A 26,874-nucleotide genomic window follows, 5' to 3' on the forward strand; every position below is an offset into this window, starting at 1 on the left:
ACAGATTTTTAACCTTTTGTCGGTAACACTCTAGGGCCTCATGGTCGAGGTCCAACTTGAGCTAATCCTTCCCCGATCGATTTTTGATCAGGGACAAATGGTCCAGCACATACCCAAAGGCCCCCTTCAATATTTCCATTTTCTCCTTGAGGTGTTCGTGCACGATCTTGGGCACATGGAACTCCGTATCCAACAGTTCGGGATTGGAGGTGCTTTCTTTTCGGTCAACTGTTGCTCAAAAAAATCAAACTCCCCCTTCCCATCCACCCTCTGCTTGAGGTTCAGGTTCCTGCTGAAAAACTGACGGTCTGGAGGGTCTGTGCCGTAATAAAAAGGCAAAGACCTTTTCAAAAAAAATTGACTTAATGGTCCTGTTTTTTCTTTTTTGAACTTTTTCATTTTTTGCTTGTTCTCATTATGGATATCCTTTTTGCGCAGCGGCCCAAAATGGCATCGCACAACATGGTCCAAAAACCAGTTGCATGGTATCTAAATAAAAGTCAAATCGAATGGTACGGACCTAAGGAAAGTCAAATCGAATCACCGCACCAATTAATTGCCGTACAACAATAGGTTAAATATATGAAAATCAATCTATTGAACACAACAAAACCCAATCATAATGATTGGGCCGTTTTGGTTCCGATTGATCCCTTGGGACACCTTGCCATCCATTTAAAATAGGTTTTCTTTACCAGACCATTGTCCGTGAAACTGTAATACCGTCCATCGGGTGCCAAGATGATATGGTCCAGTACCTTGACATCGAACAATTGTGCCGCTTGTAGGACCTTTTGGGTCAGCTGTCTGTCCATTTCACTGGCCTTGAGTTGTCCTTATTGATGGTTGTGCGCCAGAATGATACCCAAGGACAGTGGCAAAAAGGATGCGCATATCCACCATCTAGGTAAGTGATCACGGGGTCCTGCCCCACATTTCCGATAAGTTGCACTTTGTTTCTCAATCTACTCATGATAAAAAGTTTTAAATGTCTGCCATCTTTCACTATGGGATAAATCGGCTAACGGGGTTAAAAATTCCCCCCTCTATTTTTTTGTAGATATCATAACAACCTTCATCGCAAGTGCTCGGAAATTCCGCCAAGATCAGATTGTTCTCTTCAAAACTGAAAACATATTGGATAGGCCCATCCTTACACGGCATATCAATTGTGATCGTGTTGTCATCCATGGAAAATGTACCCTGGCAGGCAGTCAAGAAACTATCGATAAAAACATTTTCTTCCGTAAACGTCAGTGTTTTACCATTGTCAACAGGATCAATACCATCTCCGTCGAAGCGTTGAAATAGAAGCCATTGGCCCGTAATATCATTTTCATGGCCTTTACCGTCATCATCATTGTTGCAGGATTGGATGATCAAGACCATTATCAATCCCAAAAAAAAGTTCAGTTCCAAAACTTTAATAGATTTATTATTTTTCATGATTTGAAATTATTAGATTCCTTATTGTCAAGTGTTAAGCATATATCACTATAAGATTAATCTTACATTTTTTATCTTACCTGTAACATACAGATGTGCTTTTTCTTCGCGGGTTGCCCTTCTGGACATCATCTTATTGTTACCATTAAACCTTATGGATTTGTGGTATTATAAGAGACCGATTTGTCCTTTGACTTATGACCTTTGATCTTAGGGTCAAGGTTTATGGATGGAATTTGGTTTTCTTTTATGTAAATAATCCCCACCTTTTATTTCCTTTGATAATCTTGCAAGCCTAAATACCCATGGATATGGATTTCACCTGCCTTGGGTCGGGCTTCAAGGGCTGTTTGATAGCCCTGCCAACTTCTAGGCTGTAGTGCCCGAACTCTTCGGTCACCGTTCCGTGGCATAGATATACACCTTTTCCATGAATGGGGGTGGATGCCATTGTTTGGGGAAAGTGGACGCAATCAAAAAAGTGCCCTTCCAGATCGAGCATGGTGGTAAAGCGCATGGTATCCCCTTTGGACGTGGTATTCAAACGGGTATGCACCAGGGAACCATAGATCCATACCTTTTGGTTGACTTGGGCCTCAAAATCACTCGCGGTCAACCGGCTCTTTATCTCACTGTCCATGAGCTCATAATAGCCACATAACGGAAATCCCAAAAGCTCCAATTGGTCATAGGCGTCCTCTACGGGGTGGGAAGGCAAATGTGGCAGTTCAAAATGCCTGTGATGGGGCTTGAACAATAGTTTCTGAACTGTATCCTTGCGATGGGCCCTGGTCTTGAACACGGCCTGCCAAAGCACTTGCTTCTTCGGCACCCCAAAGACACGAAAGGCATCGATACGCACCAAGATGGTCAACTGTTCGATGGCAATGGGGACACGGTCTATAAAATCATCAAAATCCCTGAATTTGCCATGGAGCTGCCTTTCGTTGAGAATGCGTTGGATGACCAAACGTTCCAAGCTCCGAAGCTGCCCCAGTCCCAAATAGATGTGCTTGCCATAGATGACATTGACATGGTCACTGCGGTTGATACAGGGCGGATGGATGACCCCGCCCCACATCTTGGTCTCATGGACATAGAGTTCCGTATCGTAGAACCCGCCCCCGTTATTGAGCACCGCCACCATGAACTCCAAAGGGAAATAGCATTTCAGGTACAGGCTCTGATAGCTTTCCACGGCATAGGAAGCGGAATGCCCCTTGGCAAAGGCATAGCCTGCAAAACTCTCGATCTGTTCCCAGACCATTTGGGTCAGGGCGGCATCATGCCCCCTTTGCTTGCAGTTTTCAAAAAACTTCAATTTGACCGCTTGGAATTCCTCTCGGGAACGGAATTTCCCACTCATCCCCCGCCGCAGCACATCGGCCTCCCCAAGGTCCAGTCCTGCAAAGAGATGGGCCACCTTGAGCACATCCTCTTGATAGACCATGATCCCATGGGTATCTGGCATGATCTCCAGTAAAGCGGGATTGGCGGCCTTCCTTCGTTCCGGTTCCCGTTCCCTACGGATGTATTCATCCTTCATCCCCGAAGAGGACACCCCTGGACGGATCACGGAACTGGCCGCCACCAGTCCAAGATAGTCATGGGTCCGCAGTTTCTTCATCAGCCCCCGCATGGCCGGGGATTCCACATAATAGGCCCCTATCGCCCTCCCCTGGCTCAACAGTCGGTTGATATGGACATCTTGTTTCATGGCCTCCACGCTCTTCATATCCAAAAGTACGGCATCCGTTCGGTTGCCCTTGATGATCTCCACCGCCTCCTTGATCTTGGCCAATCCCCGCTGTCCCAGAATATCGAACTTGAACAGGCCCACATCCTCTGCAATGATCATATCGAACTGCACCGTCGGGAATCCTTTGGGTGGCAGGGTCGTGGCCGAATAGTAATGCTCGGAACGGTCCAGGATCAGGATTCCCGAGGAATGCACACTGATGTAATTGGGCATCCCATGGATATAGGTGGCATATTTCAGCACCAATCGGGCCAGTTCGTCCAAAGAACCTTGCTCGTACCTTCCAGCACTGAGCTTATCGATTTCCTCGGTGGGCAGACCGAACACCTTGCCCAGTTCCCGAACGGCGGCCCGGTACTTAAAGGTATTGTAGGTGCCCAATAGGGCCACATGCTCGAAGCGCTGGAAAATATAGGCCGTGACATCGTCCCGGTCCCAAGTGGAAAAATCAATATCGAAATCAGGGGGCGAGGCCCGAAAGGGATTGATGAACCGCTCGAAATATAAATCCAGTTCAATGGGATCCACATCGGTGATCCCGATCAGGTAGGCCACCAGACTGTTGGCCCCGCTCCCCCTGCCCACATAGGGATAACCCTTGGACCTGGCATAGGAGACAATATCATGGTTGATCAAAAAATAGGACACAAAATCCAGTTCTTGGATGGTACGTAGTTCCCGGAACATACGTTCTTTGACCTTATCCGTAGGTCGGGCATAGCGTCGGGGCAGTCCCTCCAAGGCGAGTTCCCGCAACCGTTCCACATCCGCTTGTTTGGATTCCAAAAAACGGGACTGGTTTTGGGAAACCCTATCACTTCCAAACCCAAAGCCAATGGCACAGGAATCCATGAGCTTTTGTGTATTCTCCCAGATATGCGGGTAATCGGCCAAGTCCTTTTTCAGTTCCGCTATGGACCGAAGGGTATCGGTGGGCCTGGCCTCCTCGGACTGGGGCAATTTGCTCAACAGTGTGTTCAAGCCTATGGCCCGGAGCAAGCGATGTGTATTGAAGTCCCTTTTGCCGCGAAAGCTCACGGGCTGTAACAGTACCAATCTATCCTTGTATTCCCGATATAGCGAGAATCGTAACTTACGCAGCTCTTCCACCGAGACCCCGATGTATTCATAGGACTTGAAATCCGTCCGTTCCTCTTCCTGTATCTTCTCAAAGGGATAGATCACATGGACATGTTCAAAGATCGGTGCCACAGTGGGAATGGGTATTCCCTTGTGCAGGTGTTCGGATAGAAAGGCATTGATTTCCCGAAACCCCTCATTGTTTTGGGCCAAGCCCACGAACTCCTGCAGGTTCCCATTGCGAAAATCGATGCCCAGGATGGGGCGTATGCCCTGCTCATGGGCCAAGCGCACAAAGTTCATCCCCGCCGAACTGTTGTTGATATCGGTCAGGGCCAGTACTTCCATCCCATGGGAACGGGCCAGTTCCAAAAGCTCCGTTTCGGAGAGGACCCCGTAGTTCAAGGAGTAATATGTATGGCAGTTCAGGTACATTATTGCTGTCTATGGGCCAATAGGATGGGCGGTTGTCCGTCAAAGGGATTACCTCCCCTTCCTATACTGTGAGCGCCCATGGCCGAGGCCCGCATCAGACTGGACTCCCCAAAACGACTGCGCACCCGGTCCATGGCCTGGTAGAGGTTCAATAGTTTTTCATCATCGGCAAAGAGGTCGATCTGATAGTGCCCCCCTACGATATGGCTGTAGTTGACCCCAACAAGTCTGATCAACATCCTCCTATCGTACAAAGAGGCAAAAAGATCTTGTACCAAGGGCACCAGCACATGGTCCGCGGAGGTGTAGGGAATCCGTTTCTGCTTCGTATACGTCTTAAAGTCGCTGTATCGGATCTTTACACTCACACAGCCCGTCATCTTGTTTGCCCTTCGGAGTTGATAGGCCAGGTTCTCCGCCATGGCGAATAAGGTGGTCTCCAATTTGACCATATCGGTGGTATCCTTTCCATAAGTCCGTTCCGTGGATATGGACTTACGTTCGTGGAAAGGGACCAAGGGGGAATTGTCCAATCCCTGGGCCCGCATCCAGATGGTCCGTCCGTGCTTTCCAAAGCCACTTTCGAGCATTTCCAAGGGCAGTTCCTGTACGGTCTTTATCGTGGACACCCCCATATTGGACAGGAGCCCATAGGTCTTCTCCCCCACCGAGGGCAGTTTACGGATATGCAGTGGCGCTAGGAACTCCTTTTCCAATCCAAGGTCGATCTTCATTTGGTTGTTGGGCTTGGCTTCCCCTGTGGCCACTTTGGAGACCACCTTGTTCTGGGACAGCCCAAAGGAAATGGGCAATCCTGTCTCCTTCAGGATGCGTTGTCGCATTTCCGAGGCATACTTATAACAGCCAAAAAAGCGGTCCATCCCCGAAAGGTCAGCATAGAACTCGTCCACACTCGCCTTCTCGAAGACCGGGACACTCTCCCTGATGATCTCGGTCACATTATCGGAAAACTTCATATAGGTCCCCGCATTGCCCTTGATGACCGTGGCCTCGGGACACAACCGTCGTGCCACCTTCATGGACATCCCGGAATGTACCCCAAAACGACGGGTCTCATAGCTGCAGGCCGCCACGACCCCTCTGTCCCCCAACCCTCCAACCAGCAGGGGTCGCTTCATCAGACGGCTGTCCAGCAGCCGCTCACAGGAGACGAAGAAGGTGTCCAGATCGAGATGGAGAATGGTGGGCTTCATAAGATGTATTGGATTTATTCCTACTTTTTGGAAAATATCCAAATGTAAGCAAAGCGATAAACTGTTTCAAAATTTTAACAATTATGGTTATCTTAATGCTATATAAAAGCAACCTCAAAATGTGCTACTCGACCAGACAGACCCGCGAGCGGAAGGAACTGGAGAAATTGCTCTCCGTCAAGGCCATGTACGGCGATCTCGACACCGACCTGGAACTCATTTACTTCCATGCCAACGGTTGGAGCCACCCGGTCATGTGGACCTTGGGCCAAGAGGAGCCGGACAATCTCCTCCCTGCCATGTGGGGCATCATGCCATCAAGGGAGAAACAGGAGGGTTACAAGGAATATTTCAAGAACCCCAGGACCTTTGGTGGCCTCAATGCCAAGTCCGAAAAAATCTTCGATCATTTCATTTATCGATACACTTGGGAGCACCAACGCTGCATCATACCCGTGGACGGTTTCTTCGAACCCCACAACACCAAGGTAAAGGTCAAGGGCAAGGATTTCAAAGTGCCTTTCTACTTCCACAGAAAGAATGGGGACCCCATTTACCTAGCGGGTATTTACACCAACACTTCCGACGGACGCAGAACCTTTGCCGTATTGACCAAGGAGGCCACTCCCATGTTCGCCGATATCCACAATGAAAAGAAACGACGTCCGGTCATCATCGATGATGAAAACCTGGATGCTTGGCTACATAACGGCAACAACGAATCAGATGTTCAAGATCTCATCGATGACGATCTTTGGGAAGGGGAACTGGAAGCTTATCCCGTTACCAAGGATTTGTACAGTAGGAGCGTGGATTCCAATTATCCCGGTATCATCGACAAAGTGGACTACGAAGAGGTATCGATTTCCCATGGGATTAGAGATTGATACTGGTAGTTATTGGATAAGAACACAAACGGAATACATGAAAAACAGTAACACAACGGACCGCTGATCTGAAACCATACCCCATGGAACTTTTTAATAGCAGGGGTTCCTTTCAGAAAAGAGCGCAGCCTTACCTGAGTACTGCGCCCTCATCAAATTAAACCAACTCAAACAAACTTCTGGACCAAACATCTACTTCTTGCTGGGCAAGGGTCGACTCTCCCAATCAATATCAACATACTTCCAAGAAATACTATCATTTTTCACCTGTATAAGTGCAAAACCCTCTTCATCATAATGGATGCCATCCCCCCTGTCATCCCTCCTCCTCCAACTGGGCCTGCCAGCAACCGAACCTCCCGTAATGAACCGAGTCCTATTTTGAACATTGATGTCCTCAATCCAATGCATATGCCCTTGCAGGACCAATCTGAGATCGAGATTGTTGAAAAGTTGCAGAATTTCATTTCTATTGAAAATCCAAAGTTCATTGGGCACTTCTCGAATCTTGTTTTTTGGGTATCGTTGATTATACGTTGAAATGAACGGGATATGGGTGGACAACACAATTGGGGTATTGGCATCCAATCTAGCGATGTCCTTTTTCAACCATTCCAGTTGTTGATCATCAATCACACCAATATATTTTTGGTTTCTTTCGTCAATGGAGCACAATGAGATAAAATGCCATCCTTTATGATTGAAGGAGTAATATCTTTTTCCCAGATAACGCTCGTACATTCCATATTTATAATCTGGATGATCCGCTTGGATGTCACTTTCCTTATAGATTCCAAATAGCTCATGATTGCCAATGGTATTGTAAACGGGCACATTGAACTTTTTAATGGTATTGCTATAGGTACGGAACAATGAATCTGACCTGTTAAAATTGCCCCTTAGTACATCGTACACCAAATCACCGCCGGTAATCACAAAATCGACATTGAGTTTATTTACCTTATCAATTACATTTTGAAATGCTTCTTGGGCCCCATGTTCGGGTTGTAGATGGATATCGGTCATGAAGACAAAAGAAAAATCTTCCTGAACGCCTTGGCCGATAGGTACAGTAGCTTTTTTTTGTCCATCAACTCCTATTGAAATACTTAAAAATGCTACTGCAATTATTCTTTTCATCGATCTACTGCTTTTTTCTTTGGAGATATTTGATCTTATCTGATTCATAGCTTTTGACCAGTTCCTTATCATAACGTTTTTCAAAATCCTTGGTAGGAATTAGGGATTCAACCGGTAGGTCTGGAGCTTCTTCAAACTGCAATTCACCATTTGATTTTTTGGTAATGGTAAAGGCATCGTACACCTCGCCCAGAACCGTCTTTGCCACGTAATCCAACTGGTTTTCGGAAACATATATTTCCTGATAGAGTTGCATCGTGGTCCCTGCACGCTCGATCCAGTCACTGAACTGTATCGCATTTTGGTAAGGACCGGCAACGGACACGGCATAGATTGGAAAATCCGCCTCCATCCTACCCCTGGCATAGAGGTGCTCATGCCCTGTCAAGACCATCGGGACCTTATATTTCTCCAATAATGCCTTGATTTCAGGAAAACGGATATGGGGATTACGGTTCCTGGCCAATCCGGCCATGGCATGGTGAAAGGCTACAAATACCCAATCCCCATTAAAATTCTTTAGGGCTTCCTCCAACCAGACATAGGTCTCTTTCCGTTGCTCGGACGTGATTTTTGCCGAGGTATCCAATGATATGACCCTGATATTATTGTAATCCATATAATAGGTCTGCTCTTCTTGTCCCTTGGGACCATTTTTGGGAAAACAAAAGTTAAGGTCCCATAGCGGTACAATTTCCCTGGTCTCTTTGACCGCCCATTTGTGTTCATGGTTCCCTGGGGTTGCCACTATGGGGATATTTTGAAAGATCCATCCGCCAGCCGGGAAAAATTCATTCCAATTTTCGGTGTTCAGCCCCCCTCTGTGGATCAAATCCCCCGCAAACAGCATAAACTTGGCATCTGGGTTGGCCAAAACTGCCTGTCTTAAGGTCCTACTTCCCAAAGAGTGGATGTATCGCTGTACATCGCCAAAATACAAGAACTTGAACGGTTCCTTTTGGCCTGTAGCTGTACTAAACTCCGACCATTCGGACCATTTTCCCTTATCCCCTACACGGTAGGAATATCGGGTACCTGGCTTTAAATTTTGGAGGTTGACCGAATGATAGTACCATAGTCCATCCTCCATTGTATATGATTGAGAGGTGGCCCGTACCTTTTTTATGTGCTCTTCAAAAAAAGGAGAGGCCGTGGCCTCCACATATTCCACAAAACCTTTTGGTTCCGAAGCCCTGGTTCTCCAAGTGATCGCTTGACTGTTTTCCGGAGCGGTCTCCCATGATAACTTAATATGATGGGGCAACTGTTCCAAAAGACTGTTGTTTTGCTCTTTTTCCTGTCCTCGACAATGCAAGGAAAGTATCGATAACGTAATAAATAGACTTATTGTTTTTTTCATTCTTTAGGAAAATAAAGGCCCCTACCGCTATGGGCAAGCAGGGGCATTTTTATTTAAAAGCCAGGATTTTGGCGCATTTCTTTCTCCAAGTTCGAATCGATGACCGATTGCGGTATGGGCAGTAATATATCGCGCTGCGGGTCGATTGTATTAGAGCCTCGGTTATTGTACATCATGGTCCGTTCGGCCCATTTACCGGTTCGCAAAAGCGTATACCGTCGAGGCTCTTCCGCCATGAGTTCCCTGGCACGTTCATCCAAAATGAAATCAATGTCAATATCGCTCTCTGATATATTGGAGGCATGGCTCCTTGCCCTGAGGATGTTTATGGTATTGGCGGCCGCTCCAACATCCCCCATTTTGAACTCTGCTTCGGCCTTCAATAGATAGGTGTCCGCAGCCCGAAGATAAATTTGATCGTAGAACGATTCCCTGTTCCCTATGGGATCCACTGGGTCGGCCCAGTCATATTTCCTACTGAAAGGCCATTCCTCGATGCCATTATGGTCATCGGTAATGTCCTCACTCCAATCCAAGTAGATTTTGTCCCCATAATTTGCACCTTCAGGGAGGTTGTCAGCCGGGTAGGGTGCGTTCCCTGTTGCATCTCGGTATGTGAAGGATTTTCTAATGGCATATTCCGAAAATCTGTCGTCATTGGGGTCATCAAAATTATCCAATGCCCATTTGGTCAATGAAGATCGACCGTTTCCATAGCCACCTCTGTCAGCGGTAACGGTCAAATCCAGGTCACCACTTCTATACCTAGAGGTATGGTGCATGGCCATAATGGGGTATTCCCCACCCCCCAGCACGTTGTTTTTAAATTGGAAAACCCACAATGCCTCCGAATTTCCTTCTTCACGATTGGTATTCCCGGCCTTGAACATATCCATAAAGGCAATACCGTCTTGATCCACCTGCACACCGTAGCGTTCGGTAATAAGTGCATAGGCCGGATTGTTGACCACTTTGTTTGCCCAGAACAGTGTACTGTCCGGTCGGTCCAAGGTCAAGTACATTTCTGCCAAATAGTGTTGTACCGCTCCTTTGGTCATTCTTCCTGTAAGGGTGGCCTCCTCGGGTATGATGGGCTCCGCAAAACGAAGGTCCCGGATTACTTGCTGCCTTACCTGGTCTACAGGCGTCCTTTCCCAATCGGTCTTGATCAGACCATCACTTGAGGGGTTCAGGTTTAAGGGAACATCGCCCCACAGATAGGTTAGGTGTCGATAGGCAAATGCCCGTGCCACTTTTGCTTCGGCCAATATCAGGTTTTTGTTTTCCATCTCGCTCCTTTCATTGCCGCTCCAGTCGATATCTTCCCTTTCCTCCACATTTTTTATAATCTCATTGGACGAGTTCACGATTTCGTAGAGCCAAAGAAAGACACCCTCATAAACGCCATAATCGGGCCTGTTTCTGGCGGTCCAATCAATGGATACCCGCGAAACCCCATTCCCACTATGATTGGCGGCAAACATATCGGTACCTGACATGGTAACATCGGTGATTAGGGAAGAGCTTGCATTTAAGCCTTCCCGTTCGTAGCGCATCAGGGAATATAGGCCATTGATTCCCGCTTCCAGCCCGGATAGGTCGGAGTATAGGTTTTCCGCATAGATGACATTGGGCGGATTTTCATTCAACAGATCATCACTGCAACTAAGCACAAGCAGCACGATACCGGTAAGGTATATTATTGTTTTCTTCATGTTATTTTCTTTTTTCTTAAAATCCTAATGTTAATCCAAAAATAAGCTCTCGTTGGAGCGGCAGAATACCGGCCTGATCACTGGGAAGATTCAATTCCGGGTCACCAGCGGTCCAATCGGTTATCGTCAGCAAATTTCGCCCGGAGGCGAACAATTGAAGCTTGTCCAATCCCATTGTGGACAAGACATTTTGGGAAAAATTATAGGAAAAGGTAATGTCTTTCATTCGTATGAAACTGGCATCCTCGTAAATGGTTGCCCCCCTGACCTGATCATTGTTCCTAAAATATTCATTCGTTGGATTGTCGGGGGTCCACCAGTTCTTCTTCATTACATTTCTCCTAATCTCGGCAGCTGTGTTGTCCCTTAATAAGTTGTTGTGCCTTGTGGCCCCGTGGGCACCTATGAAGAATACTTCCAGGCCAAAGTCCTTGTATCGTAAGGAATTGCTCAGACCCCAAGTATACTTTGGATCACGTTGTCCAATGATCTGACGGTCTTCGTCGTCCAACACCCCATTGTTGTCCACATCCTCTATCTTGGCATCACCTGGAACCCTGTCATAAACAGCGGCTTCCTCTTCTTCCCCCAATTGCCAGACCCCAATCATTTTCTGGTTAAAATTGACCCGGATAGGTTGTCCGACAAACCAAGCATTGGCCAGATCATTTACTTCTTCCCCATTCTCCTGAAGATAGCCATATAAGGATACGATCTTATTTTTATTGGTGGCAAAGTTCCCGGTTAACTTCCAATTAAAGTTCTTCGTGGCGACGGGCACAACGGATAATGATAGTTCCAGTCCACGGCTTTGGGTTTCCCCGATATTCTGCGTTACCTGATTGATTCCATGGACCGAAGATATGGTCCTGTTCAATAATAGGTCGGAAGTATTGGTTTCATATAGGTTGATATCCCCAAGGATCCTGTTGTTGAAGAAACCAAAGTCCAATCCCAAATTGTAGGTTTCACTGGACTCCCACCCCAAATCTCTGTCCCCGATAACACTTGGGACATAGCCGACCAGGGATTCGTCCCCTGAAAGGGTATTTCTATCCCGTAAACGCGTAATGGAGGAATATGGATTTACCGCTTGGTTCCCGTTCACCCCCCATGACAATCTTAGTTTTAATTGGTTTACGGCAGTCGAGTTCTTAAGAAAGGGTTCCCTTGAAAGGTTCCATCCCAGGGCAACGGATGGAAAGACCCCCCATTTGTTGTTCGGCCCAAACCCTGAAAACCCATCCCGTCTGCCGGTCAGGGTCAGTAGATAGGTGTTGTCGAACGAATAGTTCAAGCGCAGCATTTGTGAAATAAGGGCGGTCCGCTGATAATCGTTCTCCGTCTCTAGCGAAGAGGCTTGGGATATGCCAAAAAAAGAAAATTCATCATTGGGGAAATTTACCGCGGTAAGCTCTTCGAAATATTGCTCGTTCTCCTCATAACTGAAAACCCCTGTAAAGAACACATTGTGCTTCCCAAATTCCCCATTATAGGTAATAATGTTCTCTACCACATTGTTTTTAAATTCAGTACTGGAGAGGTATGCTTGTCCCGAATTGGCTATACCCAAAACCGTGTTATTCCCAGCATACGTTTTCCGCTCCGACCACCTTCGGCGTATTCCTGAGTTCAATCGATAACTTAGACCTTTTAAAAAGGGGAAGGAAACTCGGATATAATTGTTCGAAACGATTTGGTTGGAATAATCCTCATCCTTATAGTTCTCGGCTTCCAGTGGGTTCTCATCGGGAAACTCCGGCCATGGAAACAGATTAATATCCCCATTTTCATCAAACGGATTGGCCAGTAGGGGATTGATCTCAAAAACAGCTTCGTAGTCGATATCGTATCCTCCTCTGTCATCATAGGTGAATTGACTTCTGGTCCCAAATTCCAACCAATCCGTAATTTTGGTATCCAGATTGACCCGACCTGAAATCCGCTGGTATTTGTCCGTTACCGACAAGCCCTTTACATCCAAGAAATTACCGGCAACATAGTATTTGATATTTTCGCTTCCCCCGGTAATGGAAACATTATGGTTTTCAGAATATCCAGTCCTCAGGGACAGATCGATCCAATCCGTCCACAATCCCGCCTCATAATTGGCAATCTCCGTATCGGTCAATAAATCCGGATTGCGTATGGATTTGAATTCATAAAACTCCTCACCGGTCAAGAAATTGGGCAGGTTGATGGGTTCCTGGACACCGAACTTTCCTTGATAACTTATTTTGGCCTTTCCTGAGGAACCTTCCTTTGTTGTGACCAAAACAACCCCATTGGAGCCTCTTGACCCATAGATGGCGGAGGCAGACGCATCCTTTAAAACCTCCATGGAGGCAATATCGTTAACACTTATATCATTCAGGTCGCCATAATAGGGCACTCCATCAAGTACAATAAGTGGTTCGTTACTTGCCAATATGGAATTACGCCCCCTTACAATAATGGTCTGTTCCCCAACGGCCCCTGCCGATGTTTGTCGTATGGTGACCCCTGGTAGGGCACCTTGCAGTACCTGTGCAATATTCCTGTTGGGAACAAGGTCCATCCGTTCGGAGGAAACAGAGGTCACCGACCCTGTGACGTCACTCTTTTTCTGTGAACCATACCCCACTACTACTACCTCATCCAATTTGGCGTTATCCGGCAATAGCTTAACATTGATGGTGGTTTGCGCTCCCACTTCAATTTCCTGGGGCACATACCCCACATAAGAAAATTGCAATACCGCACTGCGATCGGGAATCGTCAAGGCATAGTTTCCGTCAAAATCCGTCGAAGTTCCCTGGGCAGTACCCTTCACTGCCACCGTTGTACCCAAAAGGGGGGTTCCAAACTCATCAACGACCTTACCGGTAACAGTAAGTTGCAGGGGCTCGGATTTGATCTCCGGTTTACGGATAACAGGGCCATCCTTTTTCTCGGTCAGGAATATCTGTCGGTCGACTACGTTATAGGTAGTCGATGTATTCCCAAACACCTTGTCCAGTACCTTTTCAATACGTTCTCCATTCACTTTGACCGTTACTTGGCGTTCCAAGTCCACGGCCCTAATCATATAGACAAACTTAAATTCGGTGGTGGATTCAATGTTGTCGATCAGCTGTTCAACCGAAACATGCTTCAGGTCAAGTGTAAGTTTTGTCCGCTGCCCATATGTAGTGTTCGCTTGCACGGTCAACAAGGTAACGAACATGAACAGTGCACTAAGTCTCATTTTTAAATCAAATTTCAATAAGGGGTAAGGGCTTCTTGTATGGGTAAGAAGTTTTTTCATACTTTTATAGTGTTAAATTGTGGTTATTCTCTTTATAATCACTGCAACCCAATCGGAAAATGGTCGCACATTTTCCGATTTTTTTATTTCACTGTTCGAGGAAATAAAAGCGTGATCTATGGTGTCGGTAAAGGTTGGCTTATCTCATTGGCAGAACATTTTCAGGGGTTAATAAATCGTTATATGGTCTTTATCTATTTCAAAGCCGATATGGTACGTGGCTTTTAAATTTTCCAAGACCTTGATCAAGGGTTCATTTCCAAAACTGGCATTGAATTTTTCAGATGACAGCCTTTTGTTGTTGTTGATAATGACCACATCATAATGTCTTTCCAACTTTTTGAGAATATTTTGGAATGTCATGTTTCTAAACACCAAATCACCTTGCATCCAAGAGGTATAAACATCAGTGATCACTTCTTGTGTATCAAAATCCTGGTTCTTTTTATCGAAACTCCCTTTGAAGCCTGGCTTTAACACTAAAGGATTCAGCTTATCAGCATGGCCCATCAATTGCACAGAACCTTCCACCAATACCACATCGGCCGTTTCATCTTCAGGATAGGCATTGACATTGAATTTCGTCCCGAGCACCTTTATATTTAATTGATCGGCATTTACAATAAAGGGGTGTGCCGTATCCTTTTGAACCTCCAAGAAGACCTCACCGTTCAGAAAGACACGTCGGTCCATACCTTCCAAAAAACGAACCGGATATTTTAGGGATGAACCCGCATTCAAATACGCTTTTGTACCATCGGACAATTGCAGGTTAAACTTTTTGCCATAGGGCACTCTAAGGGTATTGTAGATTAATTCTTTCGGACCGGTATCAGTATCGTAGACCAATTGATCACCATTTTGATTCGCTATGATACTTCCCTTGGAATCCACAACATGGTCATGGCCATCTTCAGTAATGATTTTTGTACTCCCGTTTTCCATTTCAAGGGTAATGGAATTTCCTTTTTGGATAGATAGTGCGTCATCACTTGTGTTCAGTACCCAAGTCTTGAAGAAATATCCCGAACCCAGGAGCAAAATGGCAATGGCAGCATATTTAAGTACCTCCTTGGTCCACAAAATTGCTGTGTGCTCTTTTTGAATTTCCTTATGGATCTTTCCAAAAATGGCCTTTTTTCGATCATCGGACACAACAGAACCCCCCATTTCATCCAGGCCACTTTCCTGAAAGCTATTATAATATCGTAAAAGAGTTCGCTCTTCTTCAGGTGTGGCTTTACCCGAGAGGTACTTTTCCACAAGATATAAGAATTGATCTTTATCCATTTTTTTTATGATCCACACTTTTCTTGTGTGCTTCATTAGTATAGTGTCCTAAAACTGAAGTACCCCCTAGTTAAAAGTGCATTTTTTTCAAAAAGTGCATTTGAAAACGCCTGACTTGAAAAAATACCGTGATACCCTTTAGTGGAAAATGGCTAATGGAATAGGATTAAAAACGGAAGCCAGCTTAAGAAGCCGCCCAATGATGCCCTCAGCACAAAAAGGGCCTTGGTGATATGGTTCTCCACCGTTTTTGGTGAGATGTTCAATCTATTGGAAATTTCCTTGTGGCTCAATTGTTCTTCACGACTCATTTTGTAGACCAAACGGCATTTTTCCGGCAACTTATCCACTATGGAATCCACTTTTTGAACAAGTTCCTTATAAAGTACTTCGCTTTCCGGATTATCGTAGGTACAACGCTCTTCTAAATTTTCAAACAGTTCTGCCCTCAAATTTTGCTGATTTTTCCGAAATTGATTGAAGACTTGGTACCTTACACAGGAATAGAGGTATTTTTCCAACGAAACCTTGATTTCAAGGTTTTGCCTATTTTTCCATATTCCGATAAAAATATCCTGGATAATCTCCTCGCATATTTTTTTGTCCCTTAAAACGTTGAAGGCCGATAGGAAAAGGGGTTTCCAATACAAGTTGAACAATCTATTGAATGCATGCCTGTCACCTTGCTTAAGTTGCAGTACAAACCATGTATCGTTTTCAAGATTGGAATGGGTCACCTTGGTTTAAATTGGTATCCAAAGCTATCCAAACAACATGTCGTTATCTGGACTTAATTTTTAAGTAATTGTTAAGAATTGGTCCTTTTCCTTAAATAGTTATAAATAGCATGTTGGGACCGAATCGGCTCGGTTCCCTTATAATGATGATTCCAATTTTGACAGTAGTTTTGTAGGTATTGGATAAAAAAAGGAGACCCATAAACTACTTTTATTTTCTGTTTCTCAATAGCGAGAAAACCAAAAGACAAAATCCCGCACTTACTCCAACACAAATGTGGTCACTATGAACCCGTGGTCTGAAGGATATATAAATTGCTTGCTCCTGATTGCCAATGGGTCGCCAATAAAAGTCATAAAGGTCTCCGATTTTACAGGTCTTATACTCCCTTTATAAAAAATATAGTCGATTCTATGTGAGTCCATTTTCTCCTTGGTATTCCAGGTTATGCCGGGATCTATTCGCGGATTTGAATGAACCTCCCTATAAGAATCCTTTAATCCCATTTCTTTCAAAACTTTGGTAGCGTACCATGGCACTACCAGCCCATTATGAAATGCCTTGGTGTTTTCATCCCAGTCCAAATGTGAAGGTGTATTGAAATCACCTCCAATAACCATAGGAACTTTGTCGGTTTTTGCTATATACTTTTTGATATAAGGCAATACATTTTGTACCATCGCATACTTTTTACCTGATTTCTCCCATTTGAGCAATTCCTCAACAGATTTACCCAACTGCTCTGGCCTATCTGCCCAAGGTTCATAATGGAACCAATTGGCAAAAACATTTACTTTTTGATTATAGATAAAAACCTCAACTCCCCCTAAATAAAAAGAATATGGTGTTGTTAATCTCTCTCCCAAGGGATATTTGGAAAAAATAGAAAGATTGGTGGATTTATCATCCAATGGCGTACCCTCAGCAGCACATAAGTGAAAATTGTATCCGAGGTTCTCCGCGATTTGTTTTCCGGAACCATAGGTCTCTACCATTAAAACAATATCCGGATCTATCTCTCTTATTATGTCAATGACATGCTGTAATCCATTCTCAATGTCGTTGCCCCCATGAAGAATGTTCCAGGCCATCACCTTTATCTGCATTTTCCCACTTTGTGCAAAACACGGACCTACCGTACCAAAAAAAACAAGGAATACAACTAGGAGAATCTGTTTTCTCTTTAAAATCAAAACTTTCAAATTTGATGTGGATGATAATGGTTCTCCATGGAGCCATCTTCAAAAAGCTCTATAATGGTATAGCCTGGTGGTGTTTCATGATACCAATACTTTTGGGCTGAATCCTCATCGCCTTTTCCCCACCAATACCCGCTCATTGCGCCATTACAATAATAATGCACATTGTTATAGATAACAGTATCAAATAGATGCACATGCCCCCCGATACAATGTATCCTTTTATCGGGATGCTTGTAAAGAATCTTTGTGATTTGCAGCGAATCTTTATGATTCCCACCCACGGTATGGGTTGAGGCCGATAAAATGGGATAATGTGACATGATCAAAACAGGAGTTCCCTTTGGGAGTTTTGCCAAATCATCGGAAAGCCATTGCATTTGTTTCAGTCCCAATGCTCCACCCCCATCCACATTACTATCCAAAACGATAAAATGCCAATCATTTTTATCAAAGCTGTAAAAAGTCGAAGGCATTCCCAATTGTTGCATGGCATACCCTTTACCATACATGGGGTCATCTTTATCCGGGGCCGCCCACCACATATCGTGATTGCCCAAACAACTGTACATCTCATATTCGGAAAAGCGTTTTCTGGACGTGTTCCATAAATCCCACATTTCACTTACTTGCTCTCGGCCAATGTCCTTACCATCCGCAGCCATAATACTATCCCCTCCATTCAAGAAAAAATCGATTTTTCTTTCTTTGATTTTGTCAATACATGCATTAAATCGAGCGGGAGCATTGTTGTCCGAACTAAGGTGAACGTCTGTAATGTGTGCAATTCTGAGTGATTTTTTTGGACGCCGACCACCATCACTTGCTTGCGCCTTTACCAAACCCGGAAGCATACTGCTACAACCAGCCAAAACCGCTCCTTTAACAAATGTCCTCCGTTTGTTATGATTTTTTTTCTTTTCCATAGTTAAAAGTCAAAAGGAGGCTTTTACCCCTCCTTTTTAAATAAAAAATTAAACATCTGAATTATTCCCAACCGAACACTTGCTCCAAATTTGGGTTAAGTGCCATTTCAGGTGCTGGGATAGGTCTGTAATAATGTTTGGGTTCTTGGAATGTTCCTCGTTCCGGTGTTCCCACAACATGGCCACTGGTTCCCTCTGTCAGGTAAACATCAGCATTGCTGCCCACACTTCCAGTCCTATAATAAATTAGTGCAACACCATCTTCATTGAGTTCTTTTGGTTCAGGAATAGCCTCCTCGATTCCTATAAGCTGAATATCCGCTACACCATCCCCTGTAAGGTCATACTTGCCCAATCCCGGAAAATACATGCCCACGGGTTCCTTTTCCAAAAGTTTGCCAGCATTCCAACGATTCAAATCGTCCAGCCTTCTTCCTTCCATGGCAAATTCCACCCTGCGCTCTCTTCGTATTTCCAACAAAACGGGATCTGTGACTTGTGGGTAACGTTGGGCCTGCACCGGGTCCGATGAAACGGCCATGTTCAATGGGGGCATTCCTGCACGACTTCTGATTTGGTTTACCGTAGCATCAAGCACGCCTTGGTTCAAAGTGCCAAGTTCTGCCCTCGCCTCTGCCAAGTTCAATAACACCTCCGCGTAGCGCAAGACGGGGATATCAATACCTCGCCGAACGTCTATGGAGGGGTCGTTGGCAAAACCTTTGATTTGATGATAGCCTGTGAAGTTTTTCTTGAGTTCCTGCACATAATTGGTGGCTCCGGGACTGTAGGTAGCTGTATAGTATAGTTCCCAACCCGGGTAAGCAAAGGTTTGGGAGAGTCTTGGGTCTCTATCCTGAAACTCTTCCACAAATTCCATGCTCTCAATTCCCACCTGTTGGCTGAAATACGTACCGTCATCCATAAGATATGTTTCCAATAGGTCCCTGCTCATTGACATTTCATAACTACCGAACAAGTACTGGGGGTCGTCAGTGTTTTTAACATCAGCTTCATAAATGTTCGTGAAAATCACCTCTGGGTTCGCGGTTAGATCTTGACTCCCAAAAAGGGTCAAGTAATCTTGGGCAGGATTTCCTGTATTATAGATTGAGAAGGGTCCTTGGTCTACGATATCCTGGGATACTTTTGCTGCCAGTTCCAAGAAACTGTTCGCCGTTCCCTCCAGTCCCAATTCACTGTGATATTTTCTGAAGGTCCCTTCATACAATGCATTACGGCTATAATATGCCATTACGGTCCATTTATCAACGGCTCCGGTCGGCTCACTTTCCCTAACGTGCTCCATGGCAAATTGATAATCCTCAAAAATATGATCTACAACGCTCTCTCTTGAATCGCTTGTTTTGAACAGATCTTCAGAGTCTGTTTCAAGTACTTGGTCATACCATGGTACGTTGGAATATCGCTTTACTTTTTCCATATAGAACTGTGCTCTGAAAAACCGGGCCACACCTATATAGTGATTCTTTACATCCGCGCCGATATCGGCCTTTTCTGCATTTTCCAAAAACAGGTTGATGCTCCTCAAGGCGCCCCAGTGCCAGCCCGAAGTAATCGTCTGGGAGTTGGCATCGGTGGTCATAATGGTCTTTATTTCACGATTACCCGTGGTACCTGCATTATCCGTGGCATCATCGTAGTATATCCCTAGGCCGGGAAAATTATACAATCCATTTACATAGATGGATAAGTCCTCTTCTGTATTGAAGAAGTTGTCGACCCCGATCTCGGTTTCTGGCAAGCGATCCAGAAAGTCATCGTTACAGGCAGACATCAAAAATACCAGTGAACCGGCAAAACCGCCCATTAAAACCCTTTTTATATATTTTCTTGTAAGTTTCATTTGAATGATTTTTAAAATGTAACATTAATACCAAAAGCGTACTTCCGTTGATAGGGATATTGATAACCACTGGTCTCGTTACGTCCAGCACTATGGGCCGGATTAACCCTGTTGTCAACATCAGAGATGGATTCGGGATCAAAGAAACTCGCCACTTCCGACCATTCAAATAGATTGTCCCCGGAAAAATATATCCTTAGGGAAGTAATCCCCATTTTTTTGGTATAGGAAGAAGGTATGGTATACCCCAAGGTAATGTTCTTTAGCCTTAGATACGCCGCACTCAACATATACCCGGTCTGCGGTATGGCCAACCCTTGGGCCTGATCGATACGCTCCCCTAGGTTACGATCGGCCAACCATGATTGAAACACAGGAAAACGTGCATCTGTATTGGCACTTGCGTATCCGGCATCGATATAGGCCTGTGAATGTTGCGCCATTAAATCAGCGGGATCATCAGAGCCTCTGTAAAAATCCTTCAAGTGGGCATAACCCCCTGCATACGGTTGTTGATAAAAGCCCCAATAGATATAATCCTTCGGATAGAAATCCCTCTTTCCTACACCTTGCAGAAAAACACCGAGGTCAAAATTATTCCAATCCATGTTCAGGTTAAGTCCGAAACGATATCTCGGCAACATGTTGCCTATAACACTTAGGTCTTTAGGATCATCCGCAGTCATACCTTTCTCTATTTTTTGGTTTCCGTCCAAGTCCACGTATTTTGGCCAACCCTCAACAATTTCCAAGGCTCCCCACGGAATAATGGCCGACTCGTCCAAAGCGTCGATTTCAGCTTGGGATTGAAACAACCCGTCTGAAGTCAATCCCCATATTTCCCCTAGTTCCATGCCCTCACGATATTGTGTAAGACTATTGTTCGGGTTCTCAAAACTGGTAATGTAGGAACGGCTGTCACTTAGAACAAGCCTTGCGTTGAGATTAAAGGGATTATCGGGGTTTCCAAAACTGTCCTTATAGGAAAGGGAAAGCTCCCAACCCTCCGTTTTAAGGTCGGCTGCATTTTCATTGGGTTCGGAGGCTCCCAATACACCGGGCAAATCAGTTCCCACTGTCAACATGTCCTTGGTATCCCTACGATAAACGTCCAATGTTGCATTGAATTTATTGTTGAAAAGACCTATATCCACACCAATGTTTTTAGTGGTCACCGTTTCCCATGAGTAATTGGACGATACCAGTCCGGGAGCACCAACTTGTGTGGGCAGTTCCCCGCCAATTATATAATTCCCCTGCCCTGCGCTCATCGAAGGAATATACCCAAAAGAACTCACGTCTTGATTGCCCAAGGACCCATAGGAAGCCCTAAACTTCAATAGACTCACTGTTGGTTCCAAAGCTTCCATAAAAGGCTCGCGGGATACATTCCAGGCACCGGAAACAGAAGGGAAGAATCCGAAACGCTTATCCTTTGGAAAACGAGAGGACCCATCATACCTTCCATTAAGTTCTAATATGTAACGATCCTTGAATATGTAATTGGCCCTGTAGAATGCACCTCTAAGGGCCCAACTGTATATGGCAGAATCCGACTCATCTAAAAGTATAGGGCCTGTGGCCAAGTTCAATGTTGGAAGTGAAGATGAGATCACACCTGTTCGGCTCAAAGAAACGTATTCGTCCCTGTATTCTTCTTGATTATAACCTGCAAGCAAGGTCAATTGGTGGTCATCCCCAAAACTCTTGTTGAAAGTGGCATAAAGGTTCAATACGTTGTACTGCTCCACTCCGAAATCCTTCCAAACTTGATTGTTGCCTTCTTCCCTGATATCATCAGGACCAAACCCTATCTGGTACTTGGAGTAGAAAGCATCATAATTTTGGTTTTCCTGTTCGTAAGTATACTCTGCGTTCACCTTAAGAATATCCTTGACTAACCAGGCTTGGGCGGTAAAATTGGTACGGAAGGTATGGGTTATATATTCTTCATCGCCACCATCCTGTAACCGCGCGGCCATTCGTCCAACGGGCGTATTGGCCCAACTTCCATCCGGATTCTCCGCGAAGGCATAGCTATTAAAATTGAAAAGGGTGCCGATATCAAAATAAGATGGATTCTTGCGTTTCCCCGTAATGTAAGAGGTATTGTTACCGACGGACAACCAATCGGTCAATTGTGCATTTAATTTGGACCGCATTCCAGTTCTTGCGAAATAGTCTTCTGCCAAGATCAAGGAGCCATTGTCCTTATTATAGGAACCGGACATGAAATAATTTATTTTTTCCGTTCCTCCCGTAGCACTCAAACTATGGTTTTGGGAGTAGGTGGAACTGGACAAAAAGTAATCGGTCCAATCCCTGTTCCCCATGTATTCCCACAAACCTGGGTTTGTTGTGCTTTCACGTACACCAACAGTACCGAAAGGATCATCGCTACGCTCCCTGGCCCATTGCAATTGTTCGGTCGTGAAATATTGGTTGTGCCATGGTGTATTTTTTGATGCTGTTTCCTGAAGCCTCATATAAATGTAGGGATCGGAAATTTTCTCGGGCAACACGGTAGGTGTGCCCACCGTAACATTGGTATTATAGTTGATTCGCATCTTGCCATCCGAACCGCTCTTGGTGGTTACCAAAACAACCCCAAAAGCTGCCCTTGCACCATAAATGGCAGCAGAGGATGCATCTTTTAGCACGGAAATACTTTCGATATCCTCGGGAGCAAGTTGATTGAGGTATGAAACATCAGAAGGTATATTATCTATGAGTACCAAAGGGTCACCACCATTGATGGAGGTGAATCCCCTAATATTGATCTTTGGGTTTGCACCGGGTGCCCCACTGGAAAAATCGATGTTAAGACCAGGGGAAATACCTTGTAGCCCTTGGGTCACGTTGTTTATCGGTCTTGTAGATAATTGCGCTACCGAGACATTGTTGACAGCTCCGGAAAGGTTGACCTTTTTTTGTGTGCCAAAACCTACAACAACAACTTCATTTAAACTTTGGACATCTTCTTCCAAGGTTACATCCATAATGTTTGATGTTCCAACTGTAATCTCCTTCTTGGTAAAACCGATATAGGAAAATACCAGTACTTGACCTTCGGCCACACTTATGGAATAGTTACCGTCAAAATCGGTAGTGGTACCGTTGGCCGTTCCCTGCACCATAACGGTTACCCCTGGTAGAGGGATACCTGAAGCATCTCCGACCGTACCGGACACCTCCTTCTGGGCGAACCCTGAGGTAAAAACGGTCAATAAGAATACGAATAGTAATGTGTTTTTCATTTCATTTATGAATTTTGATTGGTTTAAAAAAAAGGTTTTTATTCTTCTACATACCACGTATTCAATGTGGTGTTTTTGGTTTCCAATATGAGCTTGCAAAACCCTTTGGATAGTTTGCGCAATGGAATTTTCAATTTTCCTTTTTCGAGCTGTACTGTTTCGATGAGCTTATAATCATCCTGCCCTCCATTTTTAAACGCATTGGTGGAACTCATATAGAGATTTCCACTGCCCTCCGATAGAGCTTCCCAGGATACCTCAAGGTGGCTACCCTTTTTGGTTGCCCTCAAATCGACAGCATCTACGGGTTGAATAAGGGAAACTCCATCCCACTCGCGGCGTACCGATTGTGGTACTTCGATGTTCAGAAAGTCCACAATGGTTGGAAGTATATCCACCACCCCGGGAGTTTTCGAATTGAAGTAACCATTGGTATCCTTCGAATTGGTTACTATCCAAGTACTTCGCTCACGGTCCGATTGTCCGCCGTGATGCTTACCGTCTTCTTCTGTTCTACCATGATCAGTGGTGACCACGAACAACCATTCCTCTTTATGTTCGGTTCGACGCTCTTCAACAGCCTTCCATATTTTTCCCACCAAGTAATCTTCAAACTCAACGGCAGCGGTAAAACGGTCGCTATCTCCATAACCATGGCCCATATCATCCGAGAATTCCAAATAGACCCAGGACAAATCAGGACCTTCACGCAGTATGGTCTCAGCAGCATGATCGGCCACTGTATAATCAATGAGCTTCATAAAATTTCGACGGATATCGTGCGGGAAATTGATGGTATCGTATTCCAGACCATCAAAATGATGATTCACCTCTATTTGCCCGGTAGCGTCCAGACCCTCACCCACCAATTTTGTTCTATTGTCAAGCCAAGAGGAGAATACACCAATAGTACCACTTGGATTCTGATCTTTATACAATCTAAAAATGGTTGGGTAGTTATAATTTGGGGCCTTGATGCCATTGCCCCAAACATTGTGTTTATTGGCCCATGTCCCCGTGATCAAACTATTGTATCCCACAGCAGAAATGGTCGGGGTTTCAGAATAAGTCCCCTTTCCCCCACCGACATATGCATCCGTGTAGGCACCCACCCTGCCAATTTGATCTAAATAGGGAGTGTTAGCTGTCTTTAGTTGATCCGCAGAGATTCCATCAACAATGATGAAGACCACTTTCTTATCCAGCAAATCAGATTGCACATTTTGCGCTCTGGATATTCCAATGGCCAGTATTCCAAGTATTACAGTAAGCTTTCTTAAATACATTTGTTTGTGTTTACAAAGCCCAAAGGAATATAAATTGAACGACTGTTCAATTAAAGAATATTTAAGTCATTGTTATGGAATCGTAAAATAGATTGAATGACTGTTCAGTTCATCTATTTTACAAAAAAAGAGTATTATTGTTGCATTGATTTGAAACAACAAAGACAATTACCAATTCATAGAACATGGGAAGAAAAAGCTTGGGAGCCACAAGAAAACTGGAAATTATCCAAGCCTTTTATGAGGTAGCAAAAGATATAGGCCTTGAGAACGCCTCCATTGCCAAAGTGGCCGAGTCCATGGGGATAAGCAATGGATTGGTAATGCATTATTTTAATACCAAACAAGAGTTGTTATTGGGCTTGGTGGAGTATATCCTGCAGCAGCATATGAATGTACTCGTGGAAGAAAACCTATCCGAACTCAAGACCCGAGAAGATCTTGAAAATCTGATTCAAAACCTATTCTCCCGAAAATGGAACCAGTATTTTGACGACGGGGTATTCTATAGCTGTTACGCCCTGATTTATAGGAACGAAATGTTCAATGATAGTTTCAAGCAATATCTTTTACAGTTGCACGAGGTATTGCGGGGCGAATTGGACCAAGCTTGCACCAATGGTATTATACAAAATACCAACATTGATGAATTGACAGAGATCATATTCGCCCTAGTGGATGGTTCCTACTATTATATGGGCATGTTCCCAACCGGGGATGACAACCATCGGAAACAACAGGACATCTATATAAATCATTGTTTAAGCCTTTTTAAGTATGAAGATTGATGGGCCATTTCTTTGAATTACTGGGCTGGGTGGGCTCCTTTTGTTTTCTTTTTTCCTATTACAACCTGATCAAGGGGGAATGGAATGCTAACCAACCTGTGTATCATTGGTACAATATTGCAGGGAGCGCCCTCTTTGTAGCAAATGCTTCCTATTATGCGGCTTGGGCCGTACTATTCATCAACTTGGCTTGGGGAATAATTGCATGTTTTGGACTTTATAAATCCCTGAAGCGTTAAAACGAATCTGTCAATATTGGGAACCATCTTTATGACTTTATGTTTTAAAAATCAAATATATACACTGTAAACCGTACACCTTTCCCGGGTTTCATTGATAGGTTCCAGGGCCTCCGTGATGACATTTGACAGGTAATCCGATATACCATAAAAGAAGTCAACATGAAATACACACCAACCATTTTACTATTTCTAGGAATCACATTCCTTTCCGGTTGTAGCTCCGATTCCGGAAATGAACCGGGAACCCCAGAGCCCCAGGGACTTTGTCAAAATATCAACGGCTTGACCGGAATCTACTGGGAGTTTGCGCATTCCATTCCGGCCCCGCTGTCCCAGGTACCGACCATCAACAATCCTGGTGGACAGTTTGTCCATAGCCAACATCCTTTAATTGGTTTCATTTATCCCCAGGGGTTCTCGGCCATTGAAATAACCGATGCACAGACCGCCACCCTTGGGGTCAATCTGGTAAGAAACGATGATGCCGTGGTCTTCCGATGGATCCCGAACACACAGTTACCTGGACAGGTGACCGCCAGGGCAATCATCGCCAATGAAATCAATGGGGTTTTCGCCCATTACGGTTTCAGTGGCACGCCCGATGTTGCTTGCCAGACCTCGGTCAACAATTCCTTTGAGGGCATACCCTCCCAATTCGAGGCGCGACTGCTCCGCTTCAATGGAATCACCGCCCAGGTCTGGGTCAGGTCGACCTATCTTGCAGGGGGAACGTTCTCTGCCATTTCAGTGACCTCTGCCCCTTCCAATGAATATGAAGACCAGGTCATGGATACGTTCCTTCCCATCAATTTCCAATTGTTCGTGGGAAGGGACGGGACTTTTGTGGATAATGATGGGGACGGCGTACCGGCCAATGAGGATCCGGATGACAATAACCCCGATGTACCCAACAACAATGGGGGCTGATGGAGCTACCCCACAAGTTTTTCATGCTTAGA

At 44.8% G+C, this 26,874-nt stretch carries 21 protein-coding genes; 4 read left to right on the forward strand and 17 right to left on the reverse strand.

Translation table 11 applies throughout. From position 1 onward, the window contains the following. Positions 1-61 precede the first annotated feature (61 nt). From EO132_RS19665 to dinB, 6 genes are all read right to left on the reverse strand, one after another. The gene (locus tag EO132_RS19665) at positions 62-193 is read right to left on the reverse strand and encodes a hypothetical protein (RefSeq protein WP_262707581.1); all 132 of its coding nucleotides are present in this window, start codon (positions 191-193) and stop codon (positions 62-64) included. Positions 194-617: 424 nt separating this feature from the next. Then, positions 618-815 carry a JAB domain-containing protein gene (locus EO132_RS06200; RefSeq protein WP_235856390.1) on the reverse strand — a complete coding sequence of 66 codons (198 nt, stop codon included), beginning with the start codon at positions 813-815 and terminating at the stop codon, positions 618-620. Then, a complete protein-coding gene (locus tag EO132_RS19535) occupies positions 800-973 on the reverse strand; it encodes a hypothetical protein (protein ID WP_235856391.1) in 174 nt (57 codons plus the stop codon). Before EO132_RS19535 ends, EO132_RS06200 begins: the two co-directional genes overlap by 16 nt. 32 nt (positions 974-1,005) lie before the next feature. After that, positions 1,006-1,446, reverse strand: coding sequence for a hypothetical protein (locus tag EO132_RS06210; RefSeq protein ID WP_127137053.1), 441 nt, complete (start codon positions 1,444-1,446; stop codon positions 1,006-1,008). Between the two features lie 295 nt (positions 1,447-1,741). After that, entirely contained in the window at positions 1,742-4,720 is a 2,979-nt protein-coding gene (locus tag EO132_RS06215) for a DNA polymerase III subunit alpha (RefSeq protein WP_127137054.1), read from the reverse strand. After that, complete coding sequence (dinB, locus tag EO132_RS06220; RefSeq protein ID WP_127137055.1) at positions 4,720-5,934, reverse strand: DNA polymerase IV; 1,215 nt, start codon at positions 5,932-5,934, stop codon at positions 4,720-4,722. Before dinB ends, EO132_RS06215 begins: the two co-directional genes overlap by 1 nt. An 83-nt stretch (positions 5,935-6,017) precedes the next feature. Here dinB and EO132_RS06225 point away from each other — a divergent pair, with 83 nt between their 5' ends. Further along, positions 6,018-6,821, forward strand: a complete 804-nt coding sequence (locus EO132_RS06225; protein ID WP_127137056.1) for an SOS response-associated peptidase — start codon at positions 6,018-6,020, stop codon at positions 6,819-6,821. 192 nt (positions 6,822-7,013) lie between these two features. Here EO132_RS06225 and EO132_RS06230 read toward each other — a convergent pair whose 3' ends face one another. The 11 genes from EO132_RS06230 to EO132_RS06280 form a co-directional block, all read right to left on the reverse strand. Next, positions 7,014-7,961 carry a metallophosphoesterase family protein gene (locus tag EO132_RS06230; protein WP_164732285.1) on the reverse strand — a complete coding sequence of 316 codons (948 nt, stop codon included), beginning with the start codon at positions 7,959-7,961 and terminating at the stop codon, positions 7,014-7,016. Positions 7,962-7,965: 4 nt separating this feature from the next. Continuing rightward, positions 7,966-9,321 carry a purple acid phosphatase family protein gene (locus tag EO132_RS06235; protein ID WP_127137058.1) on the reverse strand — a complete coding sequence of 452 codons (1,356 nt, stop codon included), beginning with the start codon at positions 9,319-9,321 and terminating at the stop codon, positions 7,966-7,968. 53 nt (positions 9,322-9,374) lie between these two features. Next, positions 9,375-11,036, reverse strand: a complete 1,662-nt coding sequence (locus EO132_RS06240) for a RagB/SusD family nutrient uptake outer membrane protein (RefSeq protein WP_127137059.1) — start codon at positions 11,034-11,036, stop codon at positions 9,375-9,377. 16 nt (positions 11,037-11,052) lie between these two features. After that, positions 11,053-14,262, reverse strand: a complete 3,210-nt coding sequence (locus tag EO132_RS06245) for a TonB-dependent receptor (protein ID WP_205780324.1) — start codon at positions 14,260-14,262, stop codon at positions 11,053-11,055. A 228-nt stretch (positions 14,263-14,490) separates the two neighbouring features. Beyond that, a complete protein-coding gene (locus EO132_RS06250) occupies positions 14,491-15,612 on the reverse strand; it encodes a FecR family protein (protein WP_164732286.1) in 1,122 nt (373 codons plus the stop codon). Between the two features lie 152 nt (positions 15,613-15,764). Then, positions 15,765-16,349: an RNA polymerase sigma-70 factor gene (locus EO132_RS06255; protein ID WP_127137062.1), complete on the reverse strand. Its 585-nt coding sequence runs from the start codon at positions 16,347-16,349 to the stop codon at positions 15,765-15,767. A 261-nt stretch (positions 16,350-16,610) separates the two neighbouring features. Beyond that, complete coding sequence (locus tag EO132_RS06260) at positions 16,611-17,456, reverse strand: endonuclease/exonuclease/phosphatase family protein (RefSeq protein ID WP_127137063.1); 846 nt, start codon at positions 17,454-17,456, stop codon at positions 16,611-16,613. A gap of 92 nt (positions 17,457-17,548) precedes the next feature. Continuing rightward, on the reverse strand, positions 17,549-18,475 hold the full coding sequence (locus tag EO132_RS06265) for a metallophosphoesterase family protein (protein WP_127137064.1): 927 nt from the start codon (positions 18,473-18,475) through the stop codon (positions 17,549-17,551). 61 nt (positions 18,476-18,536) lie between these two features. Beyond that, positions 18,537-20,342, reverse strand: coding sequence for a RagB/SusD family nutrient uptake outer membrane protein (locus tag EO132_RS06270; protein WP_235856392.1), 1,806 nt, complete (start codon positions 20,340-20,342; stop codon positions 18,537-18,539). Positions 20,343-20,353: 11 nt separating this feature from the next. Beyond that, the gene (locus EO132_RS06275; protein ID WP_127137065.1) at positions 20,354-23,599 is read right to left on the reverse strand and encodes a SusC/RagA family TonB-linked outer membrane protein; all 3,246 of its coding nucleotides are present in this window, start codon (positions 23,597-23,599) and stop codon (positions 20,354-20,356) included. Between the two features lie 38 nt (positions 23,600-23,637). Further along, positions 23,638-24,885 (reverse strand): alkaline phosphatase family protein, encoded by a 1,248-nt coding sequence (locus tag EO132_RS06280; RefSeq protein WP_127137066.1) that lies wholly within the window; start codon positions 24,883-24,885, stop codon positions 23,638-23,640. Positions 24,886-25,070: 185 nt separating this feature from the next. On the opposite strand from EO132_RS06280, the gene EO132_RS06285 reads away from it, so the two are divergent. From EO132_RS06285 to EO132_RS06295, 3 genes are all read left to right on the forward strand, one after another. Further along, on the forward strand, positions 25,071-25,673 hold the full coding sequence (locus EO132_RS06285; protein WP_127137067.1) for a TetR family transcriptional regulator: 603 nt from the start codon (positions 25,071-25,073) through the stop codon (positions 25,671-25,673). Next, complete coding sequence (locus tag EO132_RS06290) at positions 25,673-25,912, forward strand: CBU_0592 family membrane protein (RefSeq protein WP_127137068.1); 240 nt, start codon at positions 25,673-25,675, stop codon at positions 25,910-25,912. The genes EO132_RS06285 and EO132_RS06290 overlap by 1 nt, the downstream gene beginning before the upstream one ends. Positions 25,913-26,074: 162 nt before the next feature. Then, positions 26,075-26,842 (forward strand): hypothetical protein, encoded by a 768-nt coding sequence (locus EO132_RS06295; protein WP_127137069.1) that lies wholly within the window; start codon positions 26,075-26,077, stop codon positions 26,840-26,842. Positions 26,843-26,874 lie beyond the last annotated feature (32 nt).

Origin of the sequence: Flagellimonas oceanensis (genome assembly GCF_003992595.1) — a bacterium.
Lineage (GTDB): Bacteria > Bacteroidota > Bacteroidia > Flavobacteriales > Flavobacteriaceae > Flagellimonas > Flagellimonas oceanensis.

What these genes read in the sequence shown, in the direction of transcription:
- EO132_RS06265 (WP_127137064.1), bottom strand. Translation starts at nt 18,475, where the DNA reads ATGGAAAAGAAAAAAAATCATAACAAACGGAGGACATTTGTTAAAGGA.
- EO132_RS06260 (WP_127137063.1), bottom strand. Translation starts at nt 17,456, where the DNA reads ATGCAGATAAAGGTGATGGCCTGGAACATTCTTCATGGGGGCAACGAC.
- EO132_RS06215 (WP_127137054.1), bottom strand. Translation starts at nt 4,720, where the DNA reads ATGTACCTGAACTGCCATACATATTACTCCTTGAACTACGGGGTCCTC.
- EO132_RS06280 (WP_127137066.1), bottom strand. Translation starts at nt 24,885, where the DNA reads ATGTATTTAAGAAAGCTTACTGTAATACTTGGAATACTGGCCATTGGA.
- EO132_RS06295 (WP_127137069.1), top strand. Translation starts at nt 26,075, where the DNA reads ATGAAATACACACCAACCATTTTACTATTTCTAGGAATCACATTCCTT.
- EO132_RS06230 (WP_164732285.1), bottom strand. Translation starts at nt 7,961, where the DNA reads ATGAAAAGAATAATTGCAGTAGCATTTTTAAGTATTTCAATAGGAGTT.
- EO132_RS06225 (WP_127137056.1), top strand. Translation starts at nt 6,018, where the DNA reads ATGGTTATCTTAATGCTATATAAAAGCAACCTCAAAATGTGCTACTCG.
- EO132_RS19535 (WP_235856391.1), bottom strand. Translation starts at nt 973, where the DNA reads ATGAGTAGATTGAGAAACAAAGTGCAACTTATCGGAAATGTGGGGCAG.
- dinB (WP_127137055.1), bottom strand. Translation starts at nt 5,934, where the DNA reads ATGAAGCCCACCATTCTCCATCTCGATCTGGACACCTTCTTCGTCTCC.
- EO132_RS06210 (WP_127137053.1), bottom strand. Translation starts at nt 1,446, where the DNA reads ATGAAAAATAATAAATCTATTAAAGTTTTGGAACTGAACTTTTTTTTG.
- EO132_RS06245 (WP_205780324.1), bottom strand. Translation starts at nt 14,262, where the DNA reads ATGAGACTTAGTGCACTGTTCATGTTCGTTACCTTGTTGACCGTGCAA.
- EO132_RS06250 (WP_164732286.1), bottom strand. Translation starts at nt 15,612, where the DNA reads ATGGATAAAGATCAATTCTTATATCTTGTGGAAAAGTACCTCTCGGGT.
- EO132_RS06285 (WP_127137067.1), top strand. Translation starts at nt 25,071, where the DNA reads ATGGGAAGAAAAAGCTTGGGAGCCACAAGAAAACTGGAAATTATCCAA.
- EO132_RS06240 (WP_127137059.1), bottom strand. Translation starts at nt 11,036, where the DNA reads ATGAAGAAAACAATAATATACCTTACCGGTATCGTGCTGCTTGTGCTT.
- EO132_RS06275 (WP_127137065.1), bottom strand. Translation starts at nt 23,599, where the DNA reads ATGAAAAACACATTACTATTCGTATTCTTATTGACCGTTTTTACCTCA.
- EO132_RS06200 (WP_235856390.1), bottom strand. Translation starts at nt 815, where the DNA reads ATGGACAGACAGCTGACCCAAAAGGTCCTACAAGCGGCACAATTGTTC.
- EO132_RS06270 (WP_235856392.1), bottom strand. Translation starts at nt 20,342, where the DNA reads ATGAAACTTACAAGAAAATATATAAAAAGGGTTTTAATGGGCGGTTTT.
- EO132_RS06235 (WP_127137058.1), bottom strand. Translation starts at nt 9,321, where the DNA reads ATGAAAAAAACAATAAGTCTATTTATTACGTTATCGATACTTTCCTTG.
- EO132_RS06290 (WP_127137068.1), top strand. Translation starts at nt 25,673, where the DNA reads ATGGGCCATTTCTTTGAATTACTGGGCTGGGTGGGCTCCTTTTGTTTT.